The sequence below is a fragment of the Novosphingobium sp. GV079 genome, from assembly GCF_003058045.1.
Lineage (GTDB): Bacteria > Pseudomonadota > Alphaproteobacteria > Sphingomonadales > Sphingomonadaceae > Novosphingobium > Novosphingobium capsulatum.
Map to the genome: position 1 here is coordinate 39,187 of NZ_QBUE01000012.1, position 20,567 is coordinate 59,753.

General features: G+C 66.6%; 14 protein-coding genes. 9 read left to right on the plus strand and 5 right to left on the minus strand.

Features of this window, described 5'->3' with window-relative positions:
* The first annotated feature begins 65 nt into the window (after positions 1-65).
* Positions 66-1,205, plus strand: a complete 1,140-nt coding sequence (dnaJ, locus tag C8K14_RS15280; protein ID WP_022677501.1) for a molecular chaperone DnaJ — start codon at positions 66-68, stop codon at positions 1,203-1,205.
* 63 nt (positions 1,206-1,268) lie between these two features.
* On the opposite strand, the gene C8K14_RS15285 is transcribed toward dnaJ, so the two are convergent.
* Entirely contained in the window at positions 1,269-3,605 is a 2,337-nt protein-coding gene (locus tag C8K14_RS15285; RefSeq protein ID WP_233253933.1) for a patatin-like protein, read from the minus strand.
* 252 nt (positions 3,606-3,857) lie between these two features.
* Here C8K14_RS15285 and C8K14_RS15290 point away from each other — a divergent pair, with 252 nt between their 5' ends.
* From C8K14_RS15290 to C8K14_RS15305, 4 genes are read left to right on the plus strand one after another with little or no spacing between them, the layout of a single operon-like run.
* A complete protein-coding gene (locus tag C8K14_RS15290) occupies positions 3,858-5,243 on the plus strand; it encodes a TIGR03013 family XrtA/PEP-CTERM system glycosyltransferase (protein ID WP_107717305.1) in 1,386 nt (461 codons plus the stop codon).
* 15 nt (positions 5,244-5,258) lie between these two features.
* Positions 5,259-7,409: an XrtA/PEP-CTERM system histidine kinase PrsK gene (gene prsK, locus C8K14_RS15295; protein WP_107717307.1), complete on the plus strand. Its 2,151-nt coding sequence runs from the start codon at positions 5,259-5,261 to the stop codon at positions 7,407-7,409.
* On the plus strand, positions 7,409-8,785 hold the full coding sequence (prsR, locus tag C8K14_RS15300; protein WP_107717417.1) for a PEP-CTERM-box response regulator transcription factor: 1,377 nt from the start codon (positions 7,409-7,411) through the stop codon (positions 8,783-8,785). The genes prsK and prsR overlap by 1 nt, the downstream gene beginning before the upstream one ends.
* The gene (locus tag C8K14_RS15305) at positions 8,778-10,373 is read left to right on the plus strand and encodes a tetratricopeptide repeat protein (protein WP_107717309.1); all 1,596 of its coding nucleotides are present in this window, start codon (positions 8,778-8,780) and stop codon (positions 10,371-10,373) included. The genes prsR and C8K14_RS15305 overlap by 8 nt, the downstream gene beginning before the upstream one ends.
* Before the next feature lie 7 nt (positions 10,374-10,380).
* Here C8K14_RS15305 and panB read toward each other — a convergent pair whose 3' ends face one another.
* A complete protein-coding gene (gene panB / locus C8K14_RS15310) occupies positions 10,381-11,250 on the minus strand; it encodes a 3-methyl-2-oxobutanoate hydroxymethyltransferase (protein ID WP_054130978.1) in 870 nt (289 codons plus the stop codon).
* Positions 11,251-11,478: 228 nt separating this feature from the next.
* Here panB and C8K14_RS15315 point away from each other — a divergent pair, with 228 nt between their 5' ends.
* Positions 11,479-12,999 carry an amino acid permease gene (locus tag C8K14_RS15315; RefSeq protein ID WP_107717311.1) on the plus strand — a complete coding sequence of 507 codons (1,521 nt, stop codon included), beginning with the start codon at positions 11,479-11,481 and terminating at the stop codon, positions 12,997-12,999.
* 88 nt (positions 13,000-13,087) lie between these two features.
* Here C8K14_RS15315 and C8K14_RS15320 read toward each other — a convergent pair whose 3' ends face one another.
* Positions 13,088-13,570 (minus strand): pyridoxamine 5'-phosphate oxidase family protein, encoded by a 483-nt coding sequence (locus C8K14_RS15320; protein ID WP_107717313.1) that lies wholly within the window; start codon positions 13,568-13,570, stop codon positions 13,088-13,090.
* A gap of 32 nt (positions 13,571-13,602) precedes the next feature.
* The gene (locus C8K14_RS15325; protein ID WP_107717315.1) at positions 13,603-14,496 is read right to left on the minus strand and encodes an alpha/beta fold hydrolase; all 894 of its coding nucleotides are present in this window, start codon (positions 14,494-14,496) and stop codon (positions 13,603-13,605) included.
* Between the two features lie 147 nt (positions 14,497-14,643).
* Between C8K14_RS15325 and C8K14_RS15330 the strand changes: the two genes are divergently transcribed.
* Both C8K14_RS15330 and C8K14_RS15335 read left to right on the plus strand, forming a co-directional pair.
* On the plus strand, positions 14,644-15,891 hold the full coding sequence (locus tag C8K14_RS15330; RefSeq protein ID WP_107717317.1) for a putative DNA modification/repair radical SAM protein: 1,248 nt from the start codon (positions 14,644-14,646) through the stop codon (positions 15,889-15,891).
* A 3-nt stretch (positions 15,892-15,894) separates the two neighbouring features.
* Complete coding sequence (locus C8K14_RS15335) at positions 15,895-17,337, plus strand: UdgX family uracil-DNA binding protein (RefSeq protein ID WP_107717319.1); 1,443 nt, start codon at positions 15,895-15,897, stop codon at positions 17,335-17,337.
* Positions 17,338-17,398: 61 nt separating this feature from the next.
* On the opposite strand, the gene C8K14_RS15340 is transcribed toward C8K14_RS15335, so the two are convergent.
* Positions 17,399-20,125 carry a hypothetical protein gene (locus tag C8K14_RS15340; RefSeq protein WP_107717321.1) on the minus strand — a complete coding sequence of 909 codons (2,727 nt, stop codon included), beginning with the start codon at positions 20,123-20,125 and terminating at the stop codon, positions 17,399-17,401.
* A 72-nt stretch (positions 20,126-20,197) separates the two neighbouring features.
* On the opposite strand from C8K14_RS15340, the gene C8K14_RS15345 reads away from it, so the two are divergent.
* The gene (locus tag C8K14_RS15345; protein WP_107717323.1) at positions 20,198-20,551 is read left to right on the plus strand and encodes an Hpt domain-containing protein; all 354 of its coding nucleotides are present in this window, start codon (positions 20,198-20,200) and stop codon (positions 20,549-20,551) included.
* The last annotated feature ends 16 nt before the right edge of the window (positions 20,552-20,567 follow it).

The window sequence follows — 20,567 nt, forward strand, 5'->3', positions numbered from 1 at the left end:
GACCAGGAACGCCTTTAACATGGCATTGCCCAGGCCCTCTCCCCGTGCGGGGCGAGGGCTTTGTTATGGCAGTTGAAGCCGATTATTACGAATTGCTGGAAGTGGAACGGACGGCTGATGACAAGGTCATCAAGTCTGCGTTCCGCAAGCTGGCGATGAAATTCCACCCCGACAAGAACCCGGGGTGTCAGGATTCCGAGGCCAAGTTCAAACAGATCAACGAGGCCTATGCCTGCCTCTCCGATCCGCAAAAGCGCGCCGCCTATGATCGCTATGGCCATGCCGCGTTCCAGCAGGGCGGCCCCGGTGGCGGCGGTGCAGGCGGTTTTGGCGGCGGCGATTTCGGCGACATTGGCGATATCTTCGAAACGATCTTCGGCGGTGCCTTTGGTGGCGGTGGCGGCCGGCAGCAAAGCCGGCGCGGCGCCGATTTGCGCTATGACATGGAAGTGACTCTGGAAGAGGCGTTCCATGGCAAGACTGCCGAAATCAGCGTAGAAGTGTCGCAGACCTGCGAACCGTGCAGTGGTTCCGGCGCCACGCCTGGCACTTCTGCCCGTCGCTGCAACCTGTGCGGCGGCCATGGCAAGGTGCGCGCACAGCAGGGCTTTTTCATGGTGGAGCGGGCCTGCCCCAACTGCCACGGTCGCGGCGAAGTGATCGAAAAGCCCTGCCGCCATTGCCGTGGCGAAGGCCGCGTCGATGCGCCGCAGACGCTGGCGGTGGATATTCCTGCCGGCGTCGATACCGGCACGCGCATCCGCCTGGCTGGCAAAGGCGAGGCCGGGCCCAATGGCGCCCCGGCGGGCGATCTCTACATCTTCCTTCACATTGCCCGGCACAAGGTGTTCGAGCGCGACGGCACCACGCTGCTGACCCGCGCCCCGATCAGCTTCACCACCGCAGCCTTGGGTGGCGAAATCGAGATCCCCGGCCTGGACGGCAGCCGCCACGCGATCGAGATTCCCGCCGGCATCCAGTCAGGCAAACAGCTGCGCAAGCGCGGTGCGGGCATGCCCGTGCTGCAAGGGCGCGGCTCTGGCGATCTTGTCGTGGAAATCCAGGTGGAAACGCCCACCAAGCTTTCGGCGCGCCAGCGCGAACTGCTGCGCGAATTCCAGAGCACCGAAACCGGCGAAGAATGCCCGCAATCCAAGGGCTTTTTCGAACGCATCAAGGATGCCTGGACCGATTTGACGGAATAACATCGGGCAAGGCGTCCACCACCCCCAACCCCCTCCTCTGAAGAGGAGGGGGCTTTTTTATGTCTACTCCCCATCCTCTTTAGAGGAGGGGGTCGGGGGGTGGTGGAAGCCACCATCAAACTTCGCCAAAACCTCCGCCCGCACGCTTGGCACCAACTCAGCCTCTGCCCGCAACCTAGGCTCCTCTTCCGCCAAAATCGCCAGGAACGCATCGCGCTTGAAGGTCTCGATCAAAGCAGCATCAAGCGGCTCGTCCAGCGTCGAACAGACCATGTCGATCAGCCGTTCCGCACCATTGAGCCGGCCCCACAGATAGTCATTCTCGCGCCAGGCACGGCTGAAGAACGCGCCGAAGTGGGTGAATGCAATGCCCTTGAGGCAGGCGCGCGTGCCGCCGCTGCGGATGGCGGTGGCATCTTCGGGCGAAATACGGTCGACCTTGACCGGGTCGAACTCACCCAACCCATCGCCTTGGAACAGCGGCAACGTGGCGACGTCATAGAACGGAAAGCCCAGATAGGCGTGCAGGAAACGGCGGCGCAGTGCCTTGTCCATCATGCCCAGCGCATGGACGAACAGCCCGTCCACTTCATCATCCAGCCGCGCCAGATCGCGCCGCGCGGCAATCGCGGCCAGCACCGCGCCGGGGTCTTCGCGCACCACGGCGGCGCTGGCCGCAAAGCCGGGGCCAAGGCCGCTCAGGCTGGCGCGCGCCTGATAAAGCGCCTGGGCGCGATAGACCACGTCGCGTGCTGCCTCGCGCGCGGCCGGGTCGATGCCGGCGGCTTCGTCCCAATCGGCGGTCAGCCGGCGGGCCAGAAGTTTCAACCGGCGGATGCGGAATGCCAGGTCGTGCGCGCGGAAAAAGGCGATGGCCGGCGCCGTCGCACCTGCGCCGCGCGCGCTCAGGTTGTCGAGGCCAAGCTGGTTGAGGTGGCGCCACAGCGCTTCTTCCACCCCGGCGTTGTCATCGGCGGGCAGGGCCTGGGTGATCACCTCGGCCAGATCGGCGACGATCCCCGCCAGCTTGACCTGGGCATAGCCATGAAAGGCATAGCCGGCCTGTTCGGCCGCGGCCTGCTGCGCGCGGGCGCGCCAGGTGATCAGGCGCTTGGGGTTGGGCCAATCGAAGAACAGCGTGTGGCCAAACAGCTTGGCCACGGTTTCCTCGATCTCGCCCTGCAGCGAATCGACGATCGCGCGCAGCCGCAGGCGCTCGCGCGATTGCCGCTCTAGCGCCTCCAGGTTGTCGCGAATCGGTTGCTCGCGCGGGATGGTGGACAGCGCGCCAAAGATCGCCGCGATAAACCCCACAGGCGCGGCTGCCGGCGCGGCATCGCCGGGCGCATGCGGCGCCGGATCAAGATAGACGAAGCGCCGGTCGACCTCGCGCCGGGAAGGGCGGCTGCCCAGCGCGGCCATGGCCGGGGCGAACGGGCGGTTGACCAGCACGGCGCCATCCACCAGCGCGGCCTGGTCCACCGTGCCACGCCGCCAGCGGTTGGGCATGATCCGCTGCAGAAAGGCCGAGCGGCCCCGCCAGGTTTCGCCGCGTTCGGCCACCAGGCGGTCAATCTCGGCAATGGTCAGCGGCGGAAACGCACCGGGAAAGCTCGCTGTGGCGCGCGCGGCCAGGACCAGTTCGGGCAGTGGAGCCAGGCCTTCGCCGGTATGGGCGCGGGCCTCGGCGCGAAAGCCGATGCCCAGGCGGTGTTCGTTTTCCTCTACCAAGGGCGGGCTGTTGAGCCGCAGCGGCGCGGGATGCCCGGCAAAATCGGTGGCCGTCACCATCAGGTCGATCGGGTGGCCCGGCGGCAGCAGCGGTGCGGCGTTGCCGCTGCGCGCCATCGCATCGAGCGCTTCGGCCAGGAGACGCGAAAAACCGATGCCGCTGAACGGCGGGGCAAACCAGCGCGCGCGGATCAGGCGCGAGATCTTACGGCGCACTTCGCCCCAGGCCTTGCTGTGGCGTGTTTCGTAATCCACCTGCTGCGCCAGTTCGCCACCCCGTGCGCGCAGGGCTGGCCAGCGCAGCACGGCCCAGACCAGCGGCTGCGCCCAGAACTTGGCAAAGCGCCCCCATGGCCGGGCGTCGGGATCGAGCAGCACGTCGCAATCGGCGCGGGCCAGCCACAGCCGCGTCAGCGGCTCCAGGCTTTGCCCGGTGGCAAGCGCCTGGCCCAGGAATACGGCATTGATGCCACCGGCGCTGGCGCCCGAGAGGATATCGACCAGCACGCGCAGGCGCAGGTTGCGCTGGGCGTGGATGGTGTCCAGCAGGGCGATCCACACTGCCTCGATCCCCGGCTCTGGCACGGGCGCTGTGGCAGAGCCGGCCTTGGCGTTGACCGCGCAACTGGCCCGCGACAGGTGCCACAGTTCCTTGGTAACCCCATGCATATACACCGCCAGGCTTATGCCGCCGGTGGAAACAAGGGCCAGGCGCAGTTCTTTCTGCCGCATCGCCAGACCATGACAGGGATTGAAGCGCTCGACCAGTAGGGGCGAGAGGCTGTAAGCCTGTCCGACGCTATTAACCGCGACTTGTCAGATTCACCGACAATTTACCCGTGCGGGCCTATCCCCGCCACAGAACGATACGCGCAGTTACCGATCCGCCCCGGCAGGGCGCAGCTGGATACCCTTGGCCTGATGATCCGCTTGTTCAAACACTATATTCCCAACGCGGTCTTCCTGCTGGGAATCATCGATTTCTGGCTGCTGGTGCTGGCGGGTGAACTGGGCTGGGTGGTGCGTGCGCACCAGATTGGCATCGATGTGGGCTATGCCAGCGATCGCCTGTGGCCACTGCTTACCTTTGCCGTGCTGGTGCAGACCGCGATGGTCTCGGTGGGCGTCTATGGCTCTGACGCGCTGCGCTCGATGCGCTACGCCACGGCACGGCTTATGGTCGCCGTCAGCCTTGGCATCATTGCGCTCTCGGTCGTCTATTTCCTGATCCCCGGCCACACGCTGTGGCGGTCCAACCTGTTCTACGCCATGGTCTTTTCCATGGTCCTGCTGGTGGGCGTGCGGCTGGTGCTGGGCGGGTTCCTCGGCACGGCGGCGTTTCGCCGTCGCGTGCTGGTGCTGGGCGCGGGCAAGCGCGCCGATCGCCTGCGCAAGCTAGGCGAGCGGCCCGAGGCCGGCTTCGTTATCGTCGGCTATGTCGCGATGAGCACGCAGCACCCGCTGATCGAGGAAGCGATCAGCCGCGATGCGCTGCCCAATCTCACGCGGTTTGTCGAAAACCTCGGCGTGAGCGAGGTGGTGCTCGCGCTGGAAGAGCGGCGCAACGCCCTGCCGCTCAAGGACTTGCTGCGGATCAAGACCACCGGCGTGCATGTGAATGACTTCTCCACCTTTGTGGAGCGCGAGACCGGCCGGGTCGATCTCGACACGGTCAATCCCAGCTGGCTGATCTTTTCCGATGGGTTTTCCTCGGGCCGCATGCTGTCGGGCGCGATCAAGCGTGCCTTCGATATCTGCGCCAGCCTGCTGCTGCTGGCGCTGACCGCCCCGATCATCGTGGTCTTCGCCATCCTGGTAAAGCTCGACAGCAAGGGGCCGGCGTTCTTCCGCCAGACCCGCGTCGGCCTCTATGGCGAGACGTTCAACCTCATCAAGCTGCGTTCCATGCGCACGGATGCCGAGGCCGGCGGCGCGCAGTGGGCCGCCAAGAACGATCCGCGCGTTACCCGCATCGGCCGCCTGATCCGCAAGCTGCGTATCGATGAACTGCCGCAGACCTGGACCGTGCTCAAGGGGCAGATGAGCTTCGTCGGCCCGCGCCCCGAACGGCCCGAATTCGTGTCAGACCTAGAAGAGCATCTGCCCTATTATGCCGAACGCCACATGGTGAAGCCGGGCATCACTGGCTGGGCGCAGATCAACTATCCCTATGGCGCCTCGATCGAGGATTCGCGGCACAAGCTGGAATACGATCTCTATTACGCCAAGAATTACACCCCGTTTCTTGACCTTTTGATCCTGCTGCAAACCCTGCGCGTCGTGCTGTGGCACGAAGGCGCGCGTTAAGCAGGCGCTGCCGCGATGCTGGCCCCTGTGGGATGGACAGGATTGGGCCAATGGGCCTTTGTGCTGGCGGCCTTTGCCGGGCTGGTGCTGGGCGTGTGGCAGATCGACCGGCAACGGCGCGGTCGCCCGGTCAGCCGCGCGGGAATCGCGGCGGTGCTGGTTGGTGCGGTCTGGGCCCTGTTGCAGGCCGCATTGGGCCCGCACGCGCCCGTGGCGCTCTTGGCCGATATGGCGCGCAACCTGGCCTGGCTGCTGGTGGTCTATGCCCTCTTCGCCCGGGATGGACGGCATGAATCCGTAGCGCCGGTGCGGCCGGTGCTGATCGTGCTGGCCGTGGTGGAACTGCTCCAGGTCGTGCTGCTCGTGCTCGATTGGCGCTTTGCCGCGTTCCCGGTGGCACGGGCGATGATTTTCCAGATTGCGGTGATGCTGCGCCTGCTGGTGATCACTGGCGCGCTGGTGCTGGTGCACAATCTCTATGCCGGGGCGATGACCGCGCAGCGCAGCGCGGTACGCTGGACCTGCGCTGCCCTGGCGGTGATCTGGGGCTACGATCTCAATTTCTACACCATCGCCTATCTGGTGCGCGGCACGCCGGCCGAACTCGTCAGCCTGCGCGCGCTCGCCGCGTTGCTGGGCGTGGCCCTGCTGGCGGCCGGCGCCGTGCGCGAGCAGACCACCGGGCGCTTTTCGCCGTCGCGCACGGTGGCGTTCCAGTCGCTCTCGCTGCTGGTGATCGGCGGCTACATGCTGGTGATGGTCGGCGTGGCGCAGTCCATCGCCTGGGCAGGTGGCAGTGCCACGATGCTGACCCAGCTTGGCTTCGTGTTTGCCTCGTCGGTGCTGGTCCTGGCGCTGATGCCCTCTGGGCGCCTGCGCGGCTGGCTCAACGTCATGCTGTCCAAGCATTTCTTCCAGCACCGCTATGACTATCGCGCCGAATGGCTGCGCTTCAACGCCACGATCGGCCGGGGTGGGGCACGGGGGCCGGGCGGGATGACCAGTGGCGCGGGCGATACCGTGCCGTTGCATACCCGCGTGATCCAGGCCGTGGCCGATATCACCGACAGCGCGCGCGGCGCTTTGCTGATGCCGGCCGATAGCGGCGAACTGGTCCTGGCGGCACGCTGGCAATGGCCCACGCTCGATGTGCCGGCCCAGGGGCTCGACGCAGCAGGCGCCGCCTTCTTCGAAACCCACGGCTTCATCGTCGACCTTGATGAAGTGCGCGGCGGCATCGACCACCGCGGCGAGGCACAGGCCACGCCCGTCTGGATGATCGAGGAAGAGGCCGTCTGGGCCCTAGTGCCGCTGCTCCATTTCGATCGGCTGGTCGGCCTTGTCGTGCTCGGCCGCCCGGCGGTGGCGCGCCAGCTCGATTGGGAGGATTTCGATCTGCTGCGCGTGGTGGGCCATCAGCTGGCCAGCTACATCGCCGAAAACAATGGCCAGCTCGCGCTGCTCGAAGCCAGCCGCTTTGATGAATTCAACCGCCGCATCGCCTTCGTGATGCACGATATCAAGAACCTGGCGAGCCAGCTCGGCCTGCTGGCGCGCAACGCGCAGCGCCACGCCGACAATCCCGAGTTCCGCAAGGACATGCTCGTCACGCTGAGCAACTCGGCCGACAAGCTCAACGCCCTGATCGCCCGCCTGTCGCGCTATGGCGCCGGCAATGTGGAGCAACTCGCCGCGGTTGATGCCGTGGCGGTGGCCCAGGCGCTGGCCGGTCGCTGGCCGCATGGCGTCAGCGGGGCGCAAGTGGTGGTGACGGTGCATGGCCCCTGCACGATCATGGCCAACCGCGAAACGCTGGAGCAGGTGCTGGCCCACCTGGTGCAGAACGCCATTGATGCCAGCCCTGCCGGGCAAAGCGTGCGGGTCGAACTGCGCAGTGAGGCGCTGCACGGCTGCATCGACGTCGTCGACACCGGCACCGGCATGAGCGCCGAGTTCGTGCGCAACAACCTGTTCAAGCCATTCGTTTCCACCAAGGCCGGCGGCTTTGGCATCGGCGCCTTCGAAGCGCGCGAACTGGTGCACGCCATGCGCGGCCGGCTCGACGTGGAAAGCCGGGAAGGGCTGGGCAGCCGCTTTTCCGTGCGCCTGCCGCTTGCTGCCGCCGCTGCCCTGTCTCCACCCTATTCCCAGCAGGACGTTGCATGATGACCGACACCCGCGCCAAGCAGCTGCCCAAGCTGCTCATCGTCGAAGATGATCCGGGCCTCCAGGCGCAGCTCAAGTGGGCCTACGAGGATTTCGAGGTGTTCATCGCCGGCGATCGCGCCAGCGCGCTTACCCTGTTGCGCGCCGAAGAGCCGGCAGTGGTCACGCTCGATCTGGGCCTGCCGCCCGATCCCGATGGAGTGAGCGAGGGCTTTGCCGTGCTGGACGAGATCATGGCAATCAAGCCCGATACGAAGGTTATCGTGGCCTCGGGCCACGGCGCGCGCGAATCCGCGCTGCGTGCGGTGGCGCAGGGTGCCTATGATTTCTATCCCAAGCCGGTGGATATCGACGCCTTGGGCCTGATCGTGCGCCGCGCCCTGCATCTTCACCGGATCGAGGCGGAAAACCTCAGCCTGGCTACGCGGGCGCCGGCCGATCACCGGGTGCTGGGCAACATGATCACGGCAGCACCGGAAATGGTCAAGGTTGCCCGCACGATCGAGCGGGTGGCCAATACCAATGTCTCGGTCATGCTGCTTGGCGCCAGCGGCACCGGCAAGGAACTGCTGGCGCGTGGCCTGCACGAGGCATCGAGCCGGGCGAGCAGCGCTTTCGTGGCGATCAACTGCGCGGCGATCCCGGAAAACCTTTTGGAAAGCGAGCTGTTCGGCCACGAAAAGGGCGCGTTCACCGGTGCGGTCAAGACCACCGAGGGCAAGATCGAACTGGCCAATGGCGGCACGCTGTTCCTTGATGAAGTGGGCGACATCCCGCTGCAGTTGCAGGTCAAGCTGCTACGCTTCCTGCAGGAACGCACGATCGAGCGGATCGGCGGGCGCCGCTCGATCGCGGTCGACACGCGGATCGTCTGCGCCACGCACCAGAACCTCGAGGCGATGATCGCCGAAGGGCGCTTTCGCGAAGACCTGTGGTATCGCCTTGCCGAAATCGTCGTGAAGATCCCCAGCCTGGCGCAGCGGCCGGGTGACGCCACTTTGCTCGCCAAGGCGTTCCTCACCCGCTTTGCCGCGCAGATGAACCCCTCGGTCAAGGGCTTTGCCCCCGATGCCTTGGCCGCGATCGACGGATGGGGCTGGCCGGGCAACGTACGAGAGTTGGAAAACCGGGTGAAGCGCGCGGTGATCATGGCCGATGGCAAGCTGGTGGCGGCCGCCGACCTCGATCTGCCGCTGGCCGATGCTGGGGCAGACAATCCGCTCAACCTTAAGGCGGTGCGCGAGGCGGCCGATCGCAAGGCGATCCGCCACGCCCTGGCGCGCAGCGAGGGCAACATTTCCAGCACGGCGCGTCTGCTCGGTATCAGTCGGCCGACGCTTTACGACTTGCTCAAGCAATATGACATGCATGGGTAACCGCAGGCGTGCCTTGCTCGTGTCGCTCGCGGCAACGCTCCTGGCCCTGGCGCCGGTGGGGCAGGCGGCGGCCGATGGCCCGCCGCTCGACGCGGTGCGGGCCAAGGCGCGGGCGGCCTTGGTGCGGCGCGATCCGATCTCGGCCGAAGTGGTCCTGCGCGAAGCCATGCGCCAGGGTGCGCCGGCCGATGCGCTGCGCGCCGATCTTGCCGCGGCGCTGCTGGCGCGCGGTGCTTTGGCCGATGCCCACACTGTGCTCGATGGCGCGGCGCAGTTCACGCCCGATACCGCCGCGCTCGGCTGGCGCATGCGCGGGCAACTGGCCCTGGCCGAAGGGCGCTTGCCGGCGGCGGGCCAGGCGTTTGACCAAGCCTTGCGGCTCACGCCCGACGACGCCGATCTGTGGGTGGCGATCGCCCGCCTGCGCTTTGCCGGGGGGGAGCAGGCGCAATCGGTGCAGGCAGCGGCACGGGCGGTGGCGCTGGCCCCACGCAATGCCCGCGCCCTGGCGCTGCGCGGCATGCTGGTGCGCGAACAGTTCGGGCTGCGCGCCGCGCTGCCGTGGTTCGAGCAGGGCCTCAGGATACATCCGCAAGATCCTGATCTGCTGACGGAATATGCTGCCACCCTGGGTGACATGGGCCAGGCCCGCGCCATGCTGGTGGTGGTACGCAAACTGGCCGAGGTGGACCCGGGCAACCCACGCGCGCTCTATTTCCAGGCCGTGCTGGCCGCCCGCGCTGGCAAGACCGAGCTTGCCCGCACCCTGCTGCAACGCACCGGCACCGCGCTGAGGGACATGCCCGCGGCCATGCTGCTGGGCGGGGTGCTGGAATATCGCGCGGGCAACTACAGCGTTTCGGCGGGATTGCTGGCGCGGCTGGTGCGGCTGCAACCGGCAAATCTCCAGGCACAGCAATTGCTCGCCCGCGCCATCGCGCGCGAGGGCGATCTGCGTCAGGTGGCTTGGCGTTGGGATAGCGTGGCGCGGCAGCCCTTTGCCACGCCCTATCTGCAAGCCACGGTGGCGCGCGCCTGGCAGGGGCTGCGCCAGCCACAACGGGCCAAGGATTTGGCCACCGTTGCCGCCCGCATGGGCCCGATGCGGCCCTTCACGGCGATCCCGCCCGATCTGCCGCTGGGCGCGCTCGCGCTGCGCTATCAGGATGGCCCCAATTTTGCCGACGTGGCGGTGCCCTATGTCCGTGGCCTGCTAGCCGCGCGGCAGTTTGACCAGGCGCGGGCCGTTGCCGATCGGCTGCGCGCGGCCAATCCCGGCGCGGCAGAAGCCTGGCTTCTGGCCGGGGACGCTCGCATGATCACCAATGACGCGCGCGGTGCGCTTGCCAGTTATGATGCCGCGGCAGCGATCCGGTTCAACGAACCGGTGCTACGCCGCATGGACGCAGCCTTGCGCGCGGCGGGCCGGGCCAGGGACGCCGACGCGATGACCGCGCGCTATCTGGCGCAAAATCCCGAAAGCCTCTTGGCGATGCGGCTGCTTGCCGTGGCCTGGGCCGGGGAAGGGCGCCAGACAGAAGCCCAGGCCATGGCCCGCGCCCTGGCTGCGCGGGGGCAGGTGCGTTAGGCGCCTGTTACTTGGGCTGGTACGTCTGCTCCGGCCCCGGAAACGCGCGCTCGCGCACTTCCTGGGCATAGTGGGCGGCCGCTTGCTCGATCGTGCCGGCCACTTCGGCATAGCGCTTCACAAAGCGTGGCACGCGCTCGAACATGCCCAGCATGTCTTCGGTCACCAGCACCTGGCCATCGCACTGGGCCGATCCGCCAATGCCGATCACCGGGCAGGGCACGGCCTGGGTGATGGCAATGGCCAGCGGTTCCACCACGCCTTCGGCCACGATGGCAAAGGCGCCGGCATCGGCCAGCGCGCGCGCGTCGGCCAGGATCTTGTCGGCTTCGGCCTGGCTGCGGCCGCGCGCGCCATAGCCACCCAGCACGTTCACCGCCTGCGGCGTCAGGCCCACATGGCCCATCACCGGGATGCCGCGCGCCACCAGGAACGCCACTGTTTCGGCCATGGCCGCGCCGCCTTCCAGCTTGACCCCGGCGCAGCCGGTGTCCTTGAGCAGCCGCGCCGCCGCCGCAAACGCCGCTTGTGGTGATGCTTCGTAGCTGCCGAACGGCATGTCCACGATCACCACCGCATGATATGAACCGCGCACCACGGCAGCGCCATGGGCGGCCATCATGTCGAGCGTGACCGGAACGCTCGATGGCAAGCCATATATTACCTGGCCCAGCGAATCCCCCACGAGCAGGATATCGCAATGCGCATCCAGCAATTGCGCCTGGCGCGCGGTATAGGCGGTGAGCATCACGATCGGCTGCGTCGTCTTGCCATCCACCTTGCGCTGGCGAATGGCGGGCACCGACAGGCGCTTCATCGGCGCCGGGGTGGGATGGGCGCGGCTGGTGGCCGTGTCGAGCTGAAAGGTGGTGGACATGCGCACTGCTTTCCCAAAAGCTGGCCCCAAAAGCCGGTCAGGTGTGGCGCGCGCTTCTATACCATGGGGCAAAACCCGCAAGGGCAGGGGGCATTGGCACATGCAGATGAAAAAAGGCCCTTTGCCAAGCCATAGGTTGCCGCTAGCGTTGCGGCCCATGACCTGGTTACCGGTGCAACGTGTTGGCGTGGGGGTTCCCGCCGCACCGGTCCAAGGCGGGAGATTTCAATGTTTGGACGCGTCAAACCACTCGACGCTATTCTGGCGACAGCCGAAAAGAAATCATTGCACCGCTCGCTCGGTGCATTCCAACTGACCATGCTGGGCGTTGGTGCCGTGATCGGCACCGGTATTTTCGTGCTTACCGCAGAAGCCGCGCAAAAGGCCGGGCCGGGCATGATGATCAGCTTCATCATCGCCGGCTTCGTCTGTGCGGTAGCGGCGCTGTGTTACGCCGAAATGGCAGCCATGGTGCCGGTCTCGGGTTCCGCCTATACCTATAGCTACGCCGTGATGGGCGAACTGGTGGCCTGGATGGTCGGCTGGGCGCTGATCCTGGAATATGCCATTGCCGCTGGTGCCGTTTCGGTGGGCTGGTCGGGCTACATGATCGGCTTTGTCCAGAACAGCCTGCACATAACCGTGCCGCTGGAATTGGTGCGTGGCCCGTTTGACGGTGGCCTGATCAACTTGCCGGCCATGGGTATTGCCGTGGTGATTACCGGCCTGCTGATCCTGGGCACCAAGGAAAGCGCCACGGTCAACGCGGTGCTGGTCGCCATCAAGATCGTCGCCCTGTCCCTGTTCATCGCGCTGACCATTCCCATGGTCAAGGCAGGCAACTTTCAGCCCTTCGCGCCGCTGGGCTTCACCGGCATTTCCGGCGCTGCGGCATCGATCTTCTTCGCCTATGTCGGCTTCGACGCGGTTTCTACTGCGGCAGAAGAGACCAAGAATCCGCAACGCAACATGCCGATCGGCCTGATCGGCAGCTTGGCAATCTGCACCGTATTCTACATGCTGGTGGCCGCTGGCGTGATTGGCACTGTTGGCGCGCAGCCGGTGTTCGGCCCCGGCCATGTTGCTCTGTCGCCCGGATCGCCCGCGCTGTCTGATGCCTGCAAGGCGATCGGTGAAAACGCCGTGGTCTGCTCCAAGGAAGCCCTGGCGTGGACGCTGCGTTCGGTCGGCCACCCGATGGTGGGCTGGCTGGTGGGCCTTGCCGCCATCCTGGCGCTGCCTTCCGTCATCCTGATGATGATGTTCGGCCAGACCCGCATCTTCTTCGTGATGAGCCGCGACGGCCTGCTGCCGGAATTTTTCTCCAAGATTCATCCGCGTTTCCACACGCCGCACGTGATCACGCTGCTCACCGGGGTGTTCGTGGCGCTGTTCGCTGCCTTCTTCCCGGTTGGCCTGCTGGCCGATGTGTCGAACTCGGGCACGCTGTTCGCGTTCGCGGCGGTGTCGATCGCGGTGCTGGTGCTGCGCCGTACCGATCCCACGCGCAAGCGTCCGTTCCGCACGCCCGCGGTGATGATCGTGGCGCCGATCTCGATCCTGGGCTGCATCTATCTGTTCGGCAGCCTGTCGGCCGCAACGATCCAGCTGTTCATCGGCTGGGCCGTGATTGGCCTGATCGTGTACTATGCCTATAGCCGCAGCCGCAGCCATGTCGGCCGTGGCCTGACCGAAGTGCACGAAGGCGATGCTGACCTGCCGCCCAGCTCGGTGCCGCCGATCGACTGATCGCGCACCACTTTGGGCCGGTAATAGGAAGGCCGCCGTTTCCCTGGGGAAGCGGCGGCCTTTGCCTATTGGAACGCGGTCGTTCCGTTTAGAGGCTGGTTTCGGCGTAGCCACCCTTGATGCTGTCGCCCACGGGCAGGCCCAGCGCCATCTTCACCGCGCCCATCACGCCTACTTCGCCTGACCAGATGGCTGCTTCGCCCAGGTCCATGCGCAGGAACAGCAGGTTGGGATCGTTCTTGCCGCCCGGAAACCAGGATTCGACCATGCGGCTCCAATGCTTGTCAAGCAGGCCACGGTCGGTTTCCTCGCTCAGCGCGCCGGTGAAGCGGGCGAATAGGTCATGCCCCTTGGCAGCATAGGTCGCCGTGGCGCCGCCCTGCGCGGCAAAGCGATTGTCGCGCAAGGTGAAGAACCAGATGGCGTGGTTGGCATCGCGGTCAAGCTGCGCGGTCATCGGCGCGGCGCTTTCGGGATCGGCATCCAGTTGCAGCATCACGAAAGGCGAATGGGCCAGTTCCTTCCAGAACTTTTCCTTCAGTTCCGCCGGGTTGCCTTGGTCATAATGCATCGTTTCTCTCCTGTGAAAGGGGGGCGTTCGGGTCAGACGTTGGGGGTGATGAGCATTTGCGCCGTCACCGCATCGATCGCGGCCTGGCGATCATCCGGGCGACGCCCGGCGAGGAATTCGGTGAGGTCAGCGATCAGCCGTTCGGTTTCCGTGGCAAACACGCCGTGCGGTGCGCCGGAGTATTCGACCAGCATGGCATGGGGGACGGCGCGGGCCACCGCGCGGCCGGTCGCCTCGATCGGCACGGTCTTGTCGCCCGTGCCGTGGATCACCAGTGTCGGCACGGTAAAGCTCGCCAGGTCACCGCGGAAATCGGTGGTGGCAAAGGCCTTTGCCGCGGCCAAGGTCGGCAGCAACCCGGCTTGCATCGCGTGGTTCCACGACAGCGCGCGCTGTTCGTCGCTCACCGGTTGAGCCAAGAGGCCAACCCCATAGAAATCCTTGATGAACCCGGCCATGAACTTGGCCCGGTCGGCCAGCATGCCCTCGGTCATCTGGTTGAAGGTCTCTTGCGGCACGCCGTCAGGATTGTCTTCGGTCTTGGCCATGAACGGCACAACCGATGAAACCAGCGCCACCCGCCCGATGCCATCGGCACCGTGGCGGGAAAGATAACGGGCAATTTCCCCGCCACCCATGGAAAAGCCGACGAGCGCCGCGCCCGGCCGCGCGTCGGTGGCTGCCAGCACATCGGCGAGATCGTCGGCGAACGTGTCATAGTCATAGCCATGACCTGGCTGATCCGACCGGCCGAACCCACGGCGGTCGTAGGCGATGGCGCGATAGCCCGCGCCAGCCAGGGCGTTCATTACCGGATCCCAGCTATCGGCATTGAGCGGCCAGCCATGGATCAGTACCACGGCAGGACCTTGCCCCCAGGCCTTGACGTAAAGCTGGGTGCCATCGCGCGTCTTGATCATGGGCATGGTTCGCAAAACTCCGCAAATCGTCTGCCCCTCCGCGCCTATAACCGGTTGAGGGGGAAGAGCGTTCCGGTGCCCTGCCCAAAATGCCGTGGGCGGTTCGCCGCATCGGCACTGGCATTGCCAGAAAGAAGAACGTATAAGGAACGAATGTCGCAACCCTCGGTCATGGAACGGCTCGGTATCCTGGCCGATGCTGCCAAATACGACGCTTCCTGTGCCTCATCCGGCACGGCCAAACGCAACAGCGCCGGCGGCAAGGGCCTTGGCTCGACTGAGGGCATGGGCATCTGCCACGCCTATGCGCCCGATGGGCGGTGCATCTCGCTGCTCAAGATCCTGCTGACCAACCACTGCATTTTCGATTGCCACTATTGCGTCAACCGCAAGAGTTCCAACGTGCGCCGCGCGCGCTTCACGCCGCAGGAAGTGGCTGACCTGACGATAGCGTTCTATCGCCGCAACTATATCGAGGGCCTGTTCCTGTCCTCGGGCATCGTGCGGTCATCCAACCACACGATGGAACAGTTGATCGAGGCGGCCCGCATCCTGCGCGAAGAGCACGAATTTCGCGGCTATATCCACCTCAAGACGATCCCCGAGGCTGATCCCGAATTGGTCGCGCGGGCCGGGCTATATGCCGATCGCGTGTCGATCAACGTGGAATTGCCCACCCAGGCGGGGCTGGCGCGGCTGGCGCCCGACAAATCCACACCCGTGATCGAGGGGGCGATGGCCAGCATCGGTAGCGCCATTGTCGAGGCCAAGGACGCGCGCAAGCGCTTCCGCCACGCGCCGCGCTTTGCCCCGGCCGGGCAATCGACCCAGATGATCGTTGGCGCCGACCAGGCCAGCGACGCTGATATCGTCGGCCGCTCGGCCACGCTCTACAGCCGCTTTCGCCTGCGCCGCGTCTATTATTCCGCGTTCAGTCCGATCCCCGATGCCAGTGCGGTCTTGCCGCTGCAACGCCCGCCCCTGATGCGTGAACACCGGCTCTATCAGTCTGACTGGCTGATGCGCTTTTATGGCTTTGCTCCGCACGAGGTGCAGCAGGCGACCGATGCGGGCGGCATGCTGCCGCTCGATATCGATCCCAAGCTCGCCTGGGCGCTGCGCTTTCGCGACGCTTTCCCGGTCGACGTCAACCGCGCCCCGCGCGAGGCGCTGCTGCGCGTGCCCGGGCTGGGCGTGCGCGCGGTCAATGCACTGCTGTCGGCGCGGCGGCAGCGCCGGCTGCGGCTGGAAGACGTGGGCCGGCTGACCGTTTCGCTCACCAAGGTGCGGCCCTTCATCGTCACCGCCGATTGGCGGCCCACGCTGCTGGTCGATCGGGCAGACTTGCGCGCCAGTCTGGCCCCGCCCAAGGCGCGGCAGCTGGAACTGTTCGGGGCCTGATCCTTGCGCGTCTGCCTGCCCGCGCCCGATGATACCGAAGCCTGGCGCACGGCGGCGCGCGGGCTGATCCTGGCCGGGATCGCGCCCGATGCGGTGTCGTGGGAAGAGCCGGGGCAGGGGCCCGGCGATCTGTTCGCGCAAGATGCCGCGCCGATCCCGCCGCCACGGCCCGATGCACCGCCGGTGCGCGCCAGCAAGGCGTTTCTCAACCTGGTGCGCATGGCCCTGCTGCACCGTGCGCCCGAACGCTTTGATCTGGCTTATCGCCTGCTCTGGCGCCTGCAGGGCCAGCCGCGTCTGGCCGAGGATGCGGCCGATCCGCTGGTGCGCCGGCTGGATCAATTGTCGCGTCCGGTGCGCCGCGACATCCACAAGATGCGCGCGTTCCTGCGCTTTCGCAGCGTGGCCGAGCCTGATGGCAGCGAGCGCTATGTCGCCTGGTTCGAACCGGATCATCATATTCTGCGCGCCAATGCCGGCTTTTTCGTGCGGCGTTTTGCCGCGATGCGCTGGTCGATCCTGACGCCGGCGGGATCGCTGCACTGGGCCGGCGATGTGCTGGAGGAAGGGCCACCGGCCACTCGCTTGGATGCACCCGGCGGTGATCCGCTGGAAGAATTGTGGCGCACCTATTACGCCAACATTTTCAATCCGGCACGGCTCAAGGTGGGCGCCATGCTCAAGGAAATGCCGCGCAAGTATTGGAAGAACATGCCCGAAGCCGCGCTCATTCCCGAGTTGATCGCCGGGGCCCAGGCGCGCGAGGCGGCCATGGTCGATCTGGGGCGGCAGGAGTTCGGACCTGCGCCGGATAGCCTGGCCGATCTGGCCACCGGCATTGCCGGCTGCCGCCATTGCGCGATCGGCTGCAACGGCACCCGCGCCGTGCCGGGCGAAGGCACGCGCCGCCGCGCGTTCATGATCGTGGGCGAGCAGCCGGGCGATACCGAAGAAATGGAGGGCCGCCCGTTCGTTGGCCCGGCTGGCGAGGTGCTGCGCAGCCAGTTGCAGGCTGCCGGGATCGATCCGGGGCAGGGGTGGCTGACCAACGCGGTCAAGCATTTCAAGCATCAGCCCACCGGCAAGCGTCGCCTGCACCAGACGCCCACGGCCGGTGAGATCGATACCTGTCGCTGGTGGCTGGACCGCGAGCGCGAGCTGGTGGCGCCGCGCCTGATCCTGGCGCTGGGCGCCAGCGCCGCGCGCGGGTTGATCGGCCGGACTGCCAGCGTGCAGCGCGAGCGTGGATTGCTTGCCCGGCAAGGCGACACAGACATCTGGCTTACCTGCCACCCCAGCTATTTGCTGCGTCTGGATGGCGCGGCGCGAGAGGCGGAGCAGGCGCGGTTCGTGGCGGATTTGTGCGGGTTTGCGCAGGCGTTGGCGGCAGCGTTCCACCACCCCCCGACCCCCTCCTCTAAAGAGGAGGGGGAGTTAACAAGCTGAAATCAAAGCCCCCTCCTCTTCAGAGGAGGGGGTTGGGGGTGGTGGGAAGCCTAAACCAACCTCACGCCCGCAGCCGCTCGATCCCCTGCGCCAGCGCCACATAGAGCTTGCCCATGTCGGACGAGAGCAGCGTCACGCCGAGGGCATTGCCATCGCGCGTCGAGAGCAACTGGCGCAGCATGCCTTCGAAATCGTGAATATAGCGGTTCACGTGGCCGCGGAATTCAGCATCGCCGGCATAGTGCTGCTGCACCGCCTTGGCATCGGCACTGTCGAGCAGAGTGACGGCGCGGCGGGTGAAGATGCCGCGATCGCCGCGAAGGTAGGAAGCCCAGGCCGTTTCCGAAACATCGGCTGACAGCGCCTGGGCAATGTCGATCGCGGCGGAATTGAGGGACTCGGTGATCAGTGCGGTGCGGCGCGCGAAGTCGTTGTCGACCTGTTCTTCGGCACGTTCGCGCGCGCGGGCAACGCGGTTCTCCAGGTTGGTGGCCAGTTCGTCCACCTTGGCCAACTGGTCGCGCATCTGCACGGCGCTGTCGCGGCTGGCATCGGCGGCGTTGTCGATGGCCTGCTCCAACCGGGCGATCAGTTCGGCGCCGCGGCCTTGCAACACGCGCGCGAATGCGGCGTTGCCTTCCTCGCCCAGCCGCGCGGCAAGGGCCTCGATCTCGTCCTTCAGGGTTTCGCCCATGGTATCGCCAGCGGCACGGGCGGCGGCATTGAGGCGATCGATCGCGGTGGCCATGGTGCCGGTGATGTCGCCCGAAAGCGCTTCGGCCTCGCGACGCGCGGTTTCCAGCGTGGCGCGCACTTCATTGAGCTGCGCACGCTCGGCCGCGGCTTGCTGGGCAAAGGCTTCGTGCAGGCGGGCGACATGGGCCAGCGCCTCGGCAATGTCGGCGCTGGTGCCGCGCACGGTTTCGGCAAGGGCGGTGCCCTTGTTGCCCGCTTCGCCCAGTTCGGCATGCAGGGCGGTCACGCGCTGGTCCAGTTCGGCAAGGCCGGCCTGGCTGGTGCGCAAGATCTCAGGCAGTTCGTTGCGGCTGTGCTGACCCGCGGCCTGGATCAGTTCGAGCAGGCGCACGGCGGCATCGGTGGTGCGCGCGATGTGATCGTCTTGCGTGGTCAGTTCGATGCCGGTTTCCGCCAGGCGCGTGCGCAGCAGATCGAGCGCGCGGGCCACGGCCTGGGCCGTGGTATCGCCCATGCTGGCCGAGGCCGACAGCGTTTCGGCAAGTTCTGCCGCGCGGGCGGCGGCGGCATCGCATTGTGCGGCCAGGCGGCGCGCTTCATCGTGCTGGCGTGTGCGCTGGGTATCGAGCGCGCGATCGAGATCGGCCAGCTTGTGGGCCAATGCCTCGGTCGCCTCGTTGGCAGCGGCGGCGAGCGCGCTGCGCCGCTCGGCAATGGCGCGGTCGATTTCCACCATGCGGCGGGCCAGCGTCTCGCGCTGGTCATCGGCGCCAGCCGCGAGCGCGGCGCGGCGCTGGGCGACGGCGGCGTCGATCGCTTCGCCTTCGGCGTCGAGGGCAGCCACCAGCGCGCGGCTTTCTTCGGCAAAGCGGGCCAGGCGGGCCTGGGCCTGGGCCTGGGTGCTGTCTTGGGCGGCGGTCAAGTCGTCGAGCGCGGCGCGCAACGTGCGCATCTGCGCCTCGCTGCGGGCCTGCCAGCTGGCGAGCGCGGCGCTTTCCTGCTCGGCCACGGCTTCGCCCAGCGTGGCGCTGGCTTCCTTCAGCGTGGCCAGGCGCTGTTCCAGCGCCGTCAAGCTTTCGCGCTCGGCACTGGCCATGGTGCGGCGCTGCTCGCCCAGCGTATCGGCCAGCGCCTGGGCGCGGGCGCGGATCGCGGCAAGCGCGGCATGCTCTTCCTGGTCGAGCGCGGCGCGATGACTGCTCACTTCTTCTTCCAAGGTGGCAAAGCGCGCCTCGGTCTGGCGGGCAAGGTCAACCCCGGCCGCGGTCAACGCGCCGAGTGCCGCCTGAACCTGATCGCGCACGCTGGCCACCTGGCGCTCGCTGGCCAGGCCAAATTCGTTCAGGCGCTGGAACCCGGCGACCATGTCTTCCAGCTGCACGTGCGCGGTGCGCCCGGCATTGGCGATGGAGTTGGTCACGTCCTTGGCGCTGTTGGCGATCACCGGCAGCTGGCTGCGCAGCTTTTCCATGTTGTCGAGCGCGTTGGCCGCCACATCGGCGATCGCGTTGACCTGCGCGCCGTTGTCCTGGATCAGCCCGCGCAGGCTGTCGGCATGAATAGACAGGCGGTCAGCCGCCACGCGGCCCAGCGCATCGAGATCGCGCGCCTGGGCGGCGATGAAATCGCGGGCGAGGGCCAGCTCGGTGTTGATCGCACCCAGCTGCTGGTGCAGCTGCGCTGATTCGCGCGAAAGGCCGCTGGCAATGCTGGAAAACCGGCGCGCCTCGCGCCCGCTGCCGCGCTGGATCAGCAGCAGGGTGACCAGCACGACCAGCACCGGCGCCGCCCACTGGCCGGTGGCAGCTGCCCATGCGGCGGGGCTGCGCACGGCAACCAGTCCAGGAACGCTGGCCCAGGCAAAAAAGCCCGTCCACACCGCGATCACGCCACCGGCCAGGCCCCATGGCCAAGCAGCCGGTGGCGCGGTGGCGGTATCGTCGAACGCGTCTTCGCTTTGATCGGCAAATTCTTGTAAAGATGGGGTAATGGGCAAGGCGGTTTCTGCCTGTTCACGATCCAGCGCCAGGCCATGCCCGCCGGTTTCCGGCTGGTTGGCTTCGATCGGAATGATCCGTGGTCCCCCATTCATGGCCACGTCTCTATCATGGAAAAGGGGGGCGGTTAAACCCGCCTTAAGCCCTGATGCCACACTATCAACAGCATGGCTTATCTTGGCGATCCGATCGATGCGCAGCTGGCGGCCGTGGCGGGCAGTGACCCGGCGCTGTTTGCCGAACTGCGCGGCGCTTTTCTCGACAGCGCGCGGCGGCAGGTCGATCTCATGCGGCGCTCACGTTGTGACGGCAACTGGTCGATGGCCGGCCTGCGGCTCAAAGGCCTGGCTGCCTCGTTCCACGCGCAAGGCTTGATGCGCCTGGTGGAACAGGCGCTGGCCGGTGCGCCGGGCGATCCGGCGGTCTTGCGCAAGATCGCGATGTGGCTGGATGATTTCAGCGCCGGTGCACAGGATCCGGCGCCAGCAGATCCAGCGCCGATCAGCCCCGATCAGGCCTGATCCGAAACGCCCGACG

Coding starts and splice junctions, on each gene's coding strand:
- dnaJ (WP_022677501.1), top strand. CDS start 66: ATGGCAGTTGAAGCCGATTATTACGAATTGCTGGAAGTGGAACGGACG.
- C8K14_RS15285 (WP_233253933.1), bottom strand. CDS start 3,605: ATGCATGGGGTTACCAAGGAACTGTGGCACCTGTCGCGGGCCAGTTGC.
- C8K14_RS15290 (WP_107717305.1), top strand. CDS start 3,858: ATGATCCGCTTGTTCAAACACTATATTCCCAACGCGGTCTTCCTGCTG.
- prsK (WP_107717307.1), top strand. CDS start 5,259: ATGCTGGCCCCTGTGGGATGGACAGGATTGGGCCAATGGGCCTTTGTG.
- prsR (WP_107717417.1), top strand. CDS start 7,409: ATGACCGACACCCGCGCCAAGCAGCTGCCCAAGCTGCTCATCGTCGAA.
- C8K14_RS15305 (WP_107717309.1), top strand. CDS start 8,778: ATGGGTAACCGCAGGCGTGCCTTGCTCGTGTCGCTCGCGGCAACGCTC.
- panB (WP_054130978.1), bottom strand. CDS start 11,250: ATGTCCACCACCTTTCAGCTCGACACGGCCACCAGCCGCGCCCATCCC.
- C8K14_RS15315 (WP_107717311.1), top strand. CDS start 11,479: ATGTTTGGACGCGTCAAACCACTCGACGCTATTCTGGCGACAGCCGAA.
- C8K14_RS15320 (WP_107717313.1), bottom strand. CDS start 13,570: ATGCATTATGACCAAGGCAACCCGGCGGAACTGAAGGAAAAGTTCTGG.
- C8K14_RS15325 (WP_107717315.1), bottom strand. CDS start 14,496: ATGCCCATGATCAAGACGCGCGATGGCACCCAGCTTTACGTCAAGGCC.
- C8K14_RS15330 (WP_107717317.1), top strand. CDS start 14,644: ATGTCGCAACCCTCGGTCATGGAACGGCTCGGTATCCTGGCCGATGCT.
- C8K14_RS15340 (WP_107717321.1), bottom strand. CDS start 20,125: ATGAATGGGGGACCACGGATCATTCCGATCGAAGCCAACCAGCCGGAA.
- C8K14_RS15345 (WP_107717323.1), top strand. CDS start 20,198: ATGGCTTATCTTGGCGATCCGATCGATGCGCAGCTGGCGGCCGTGGCG.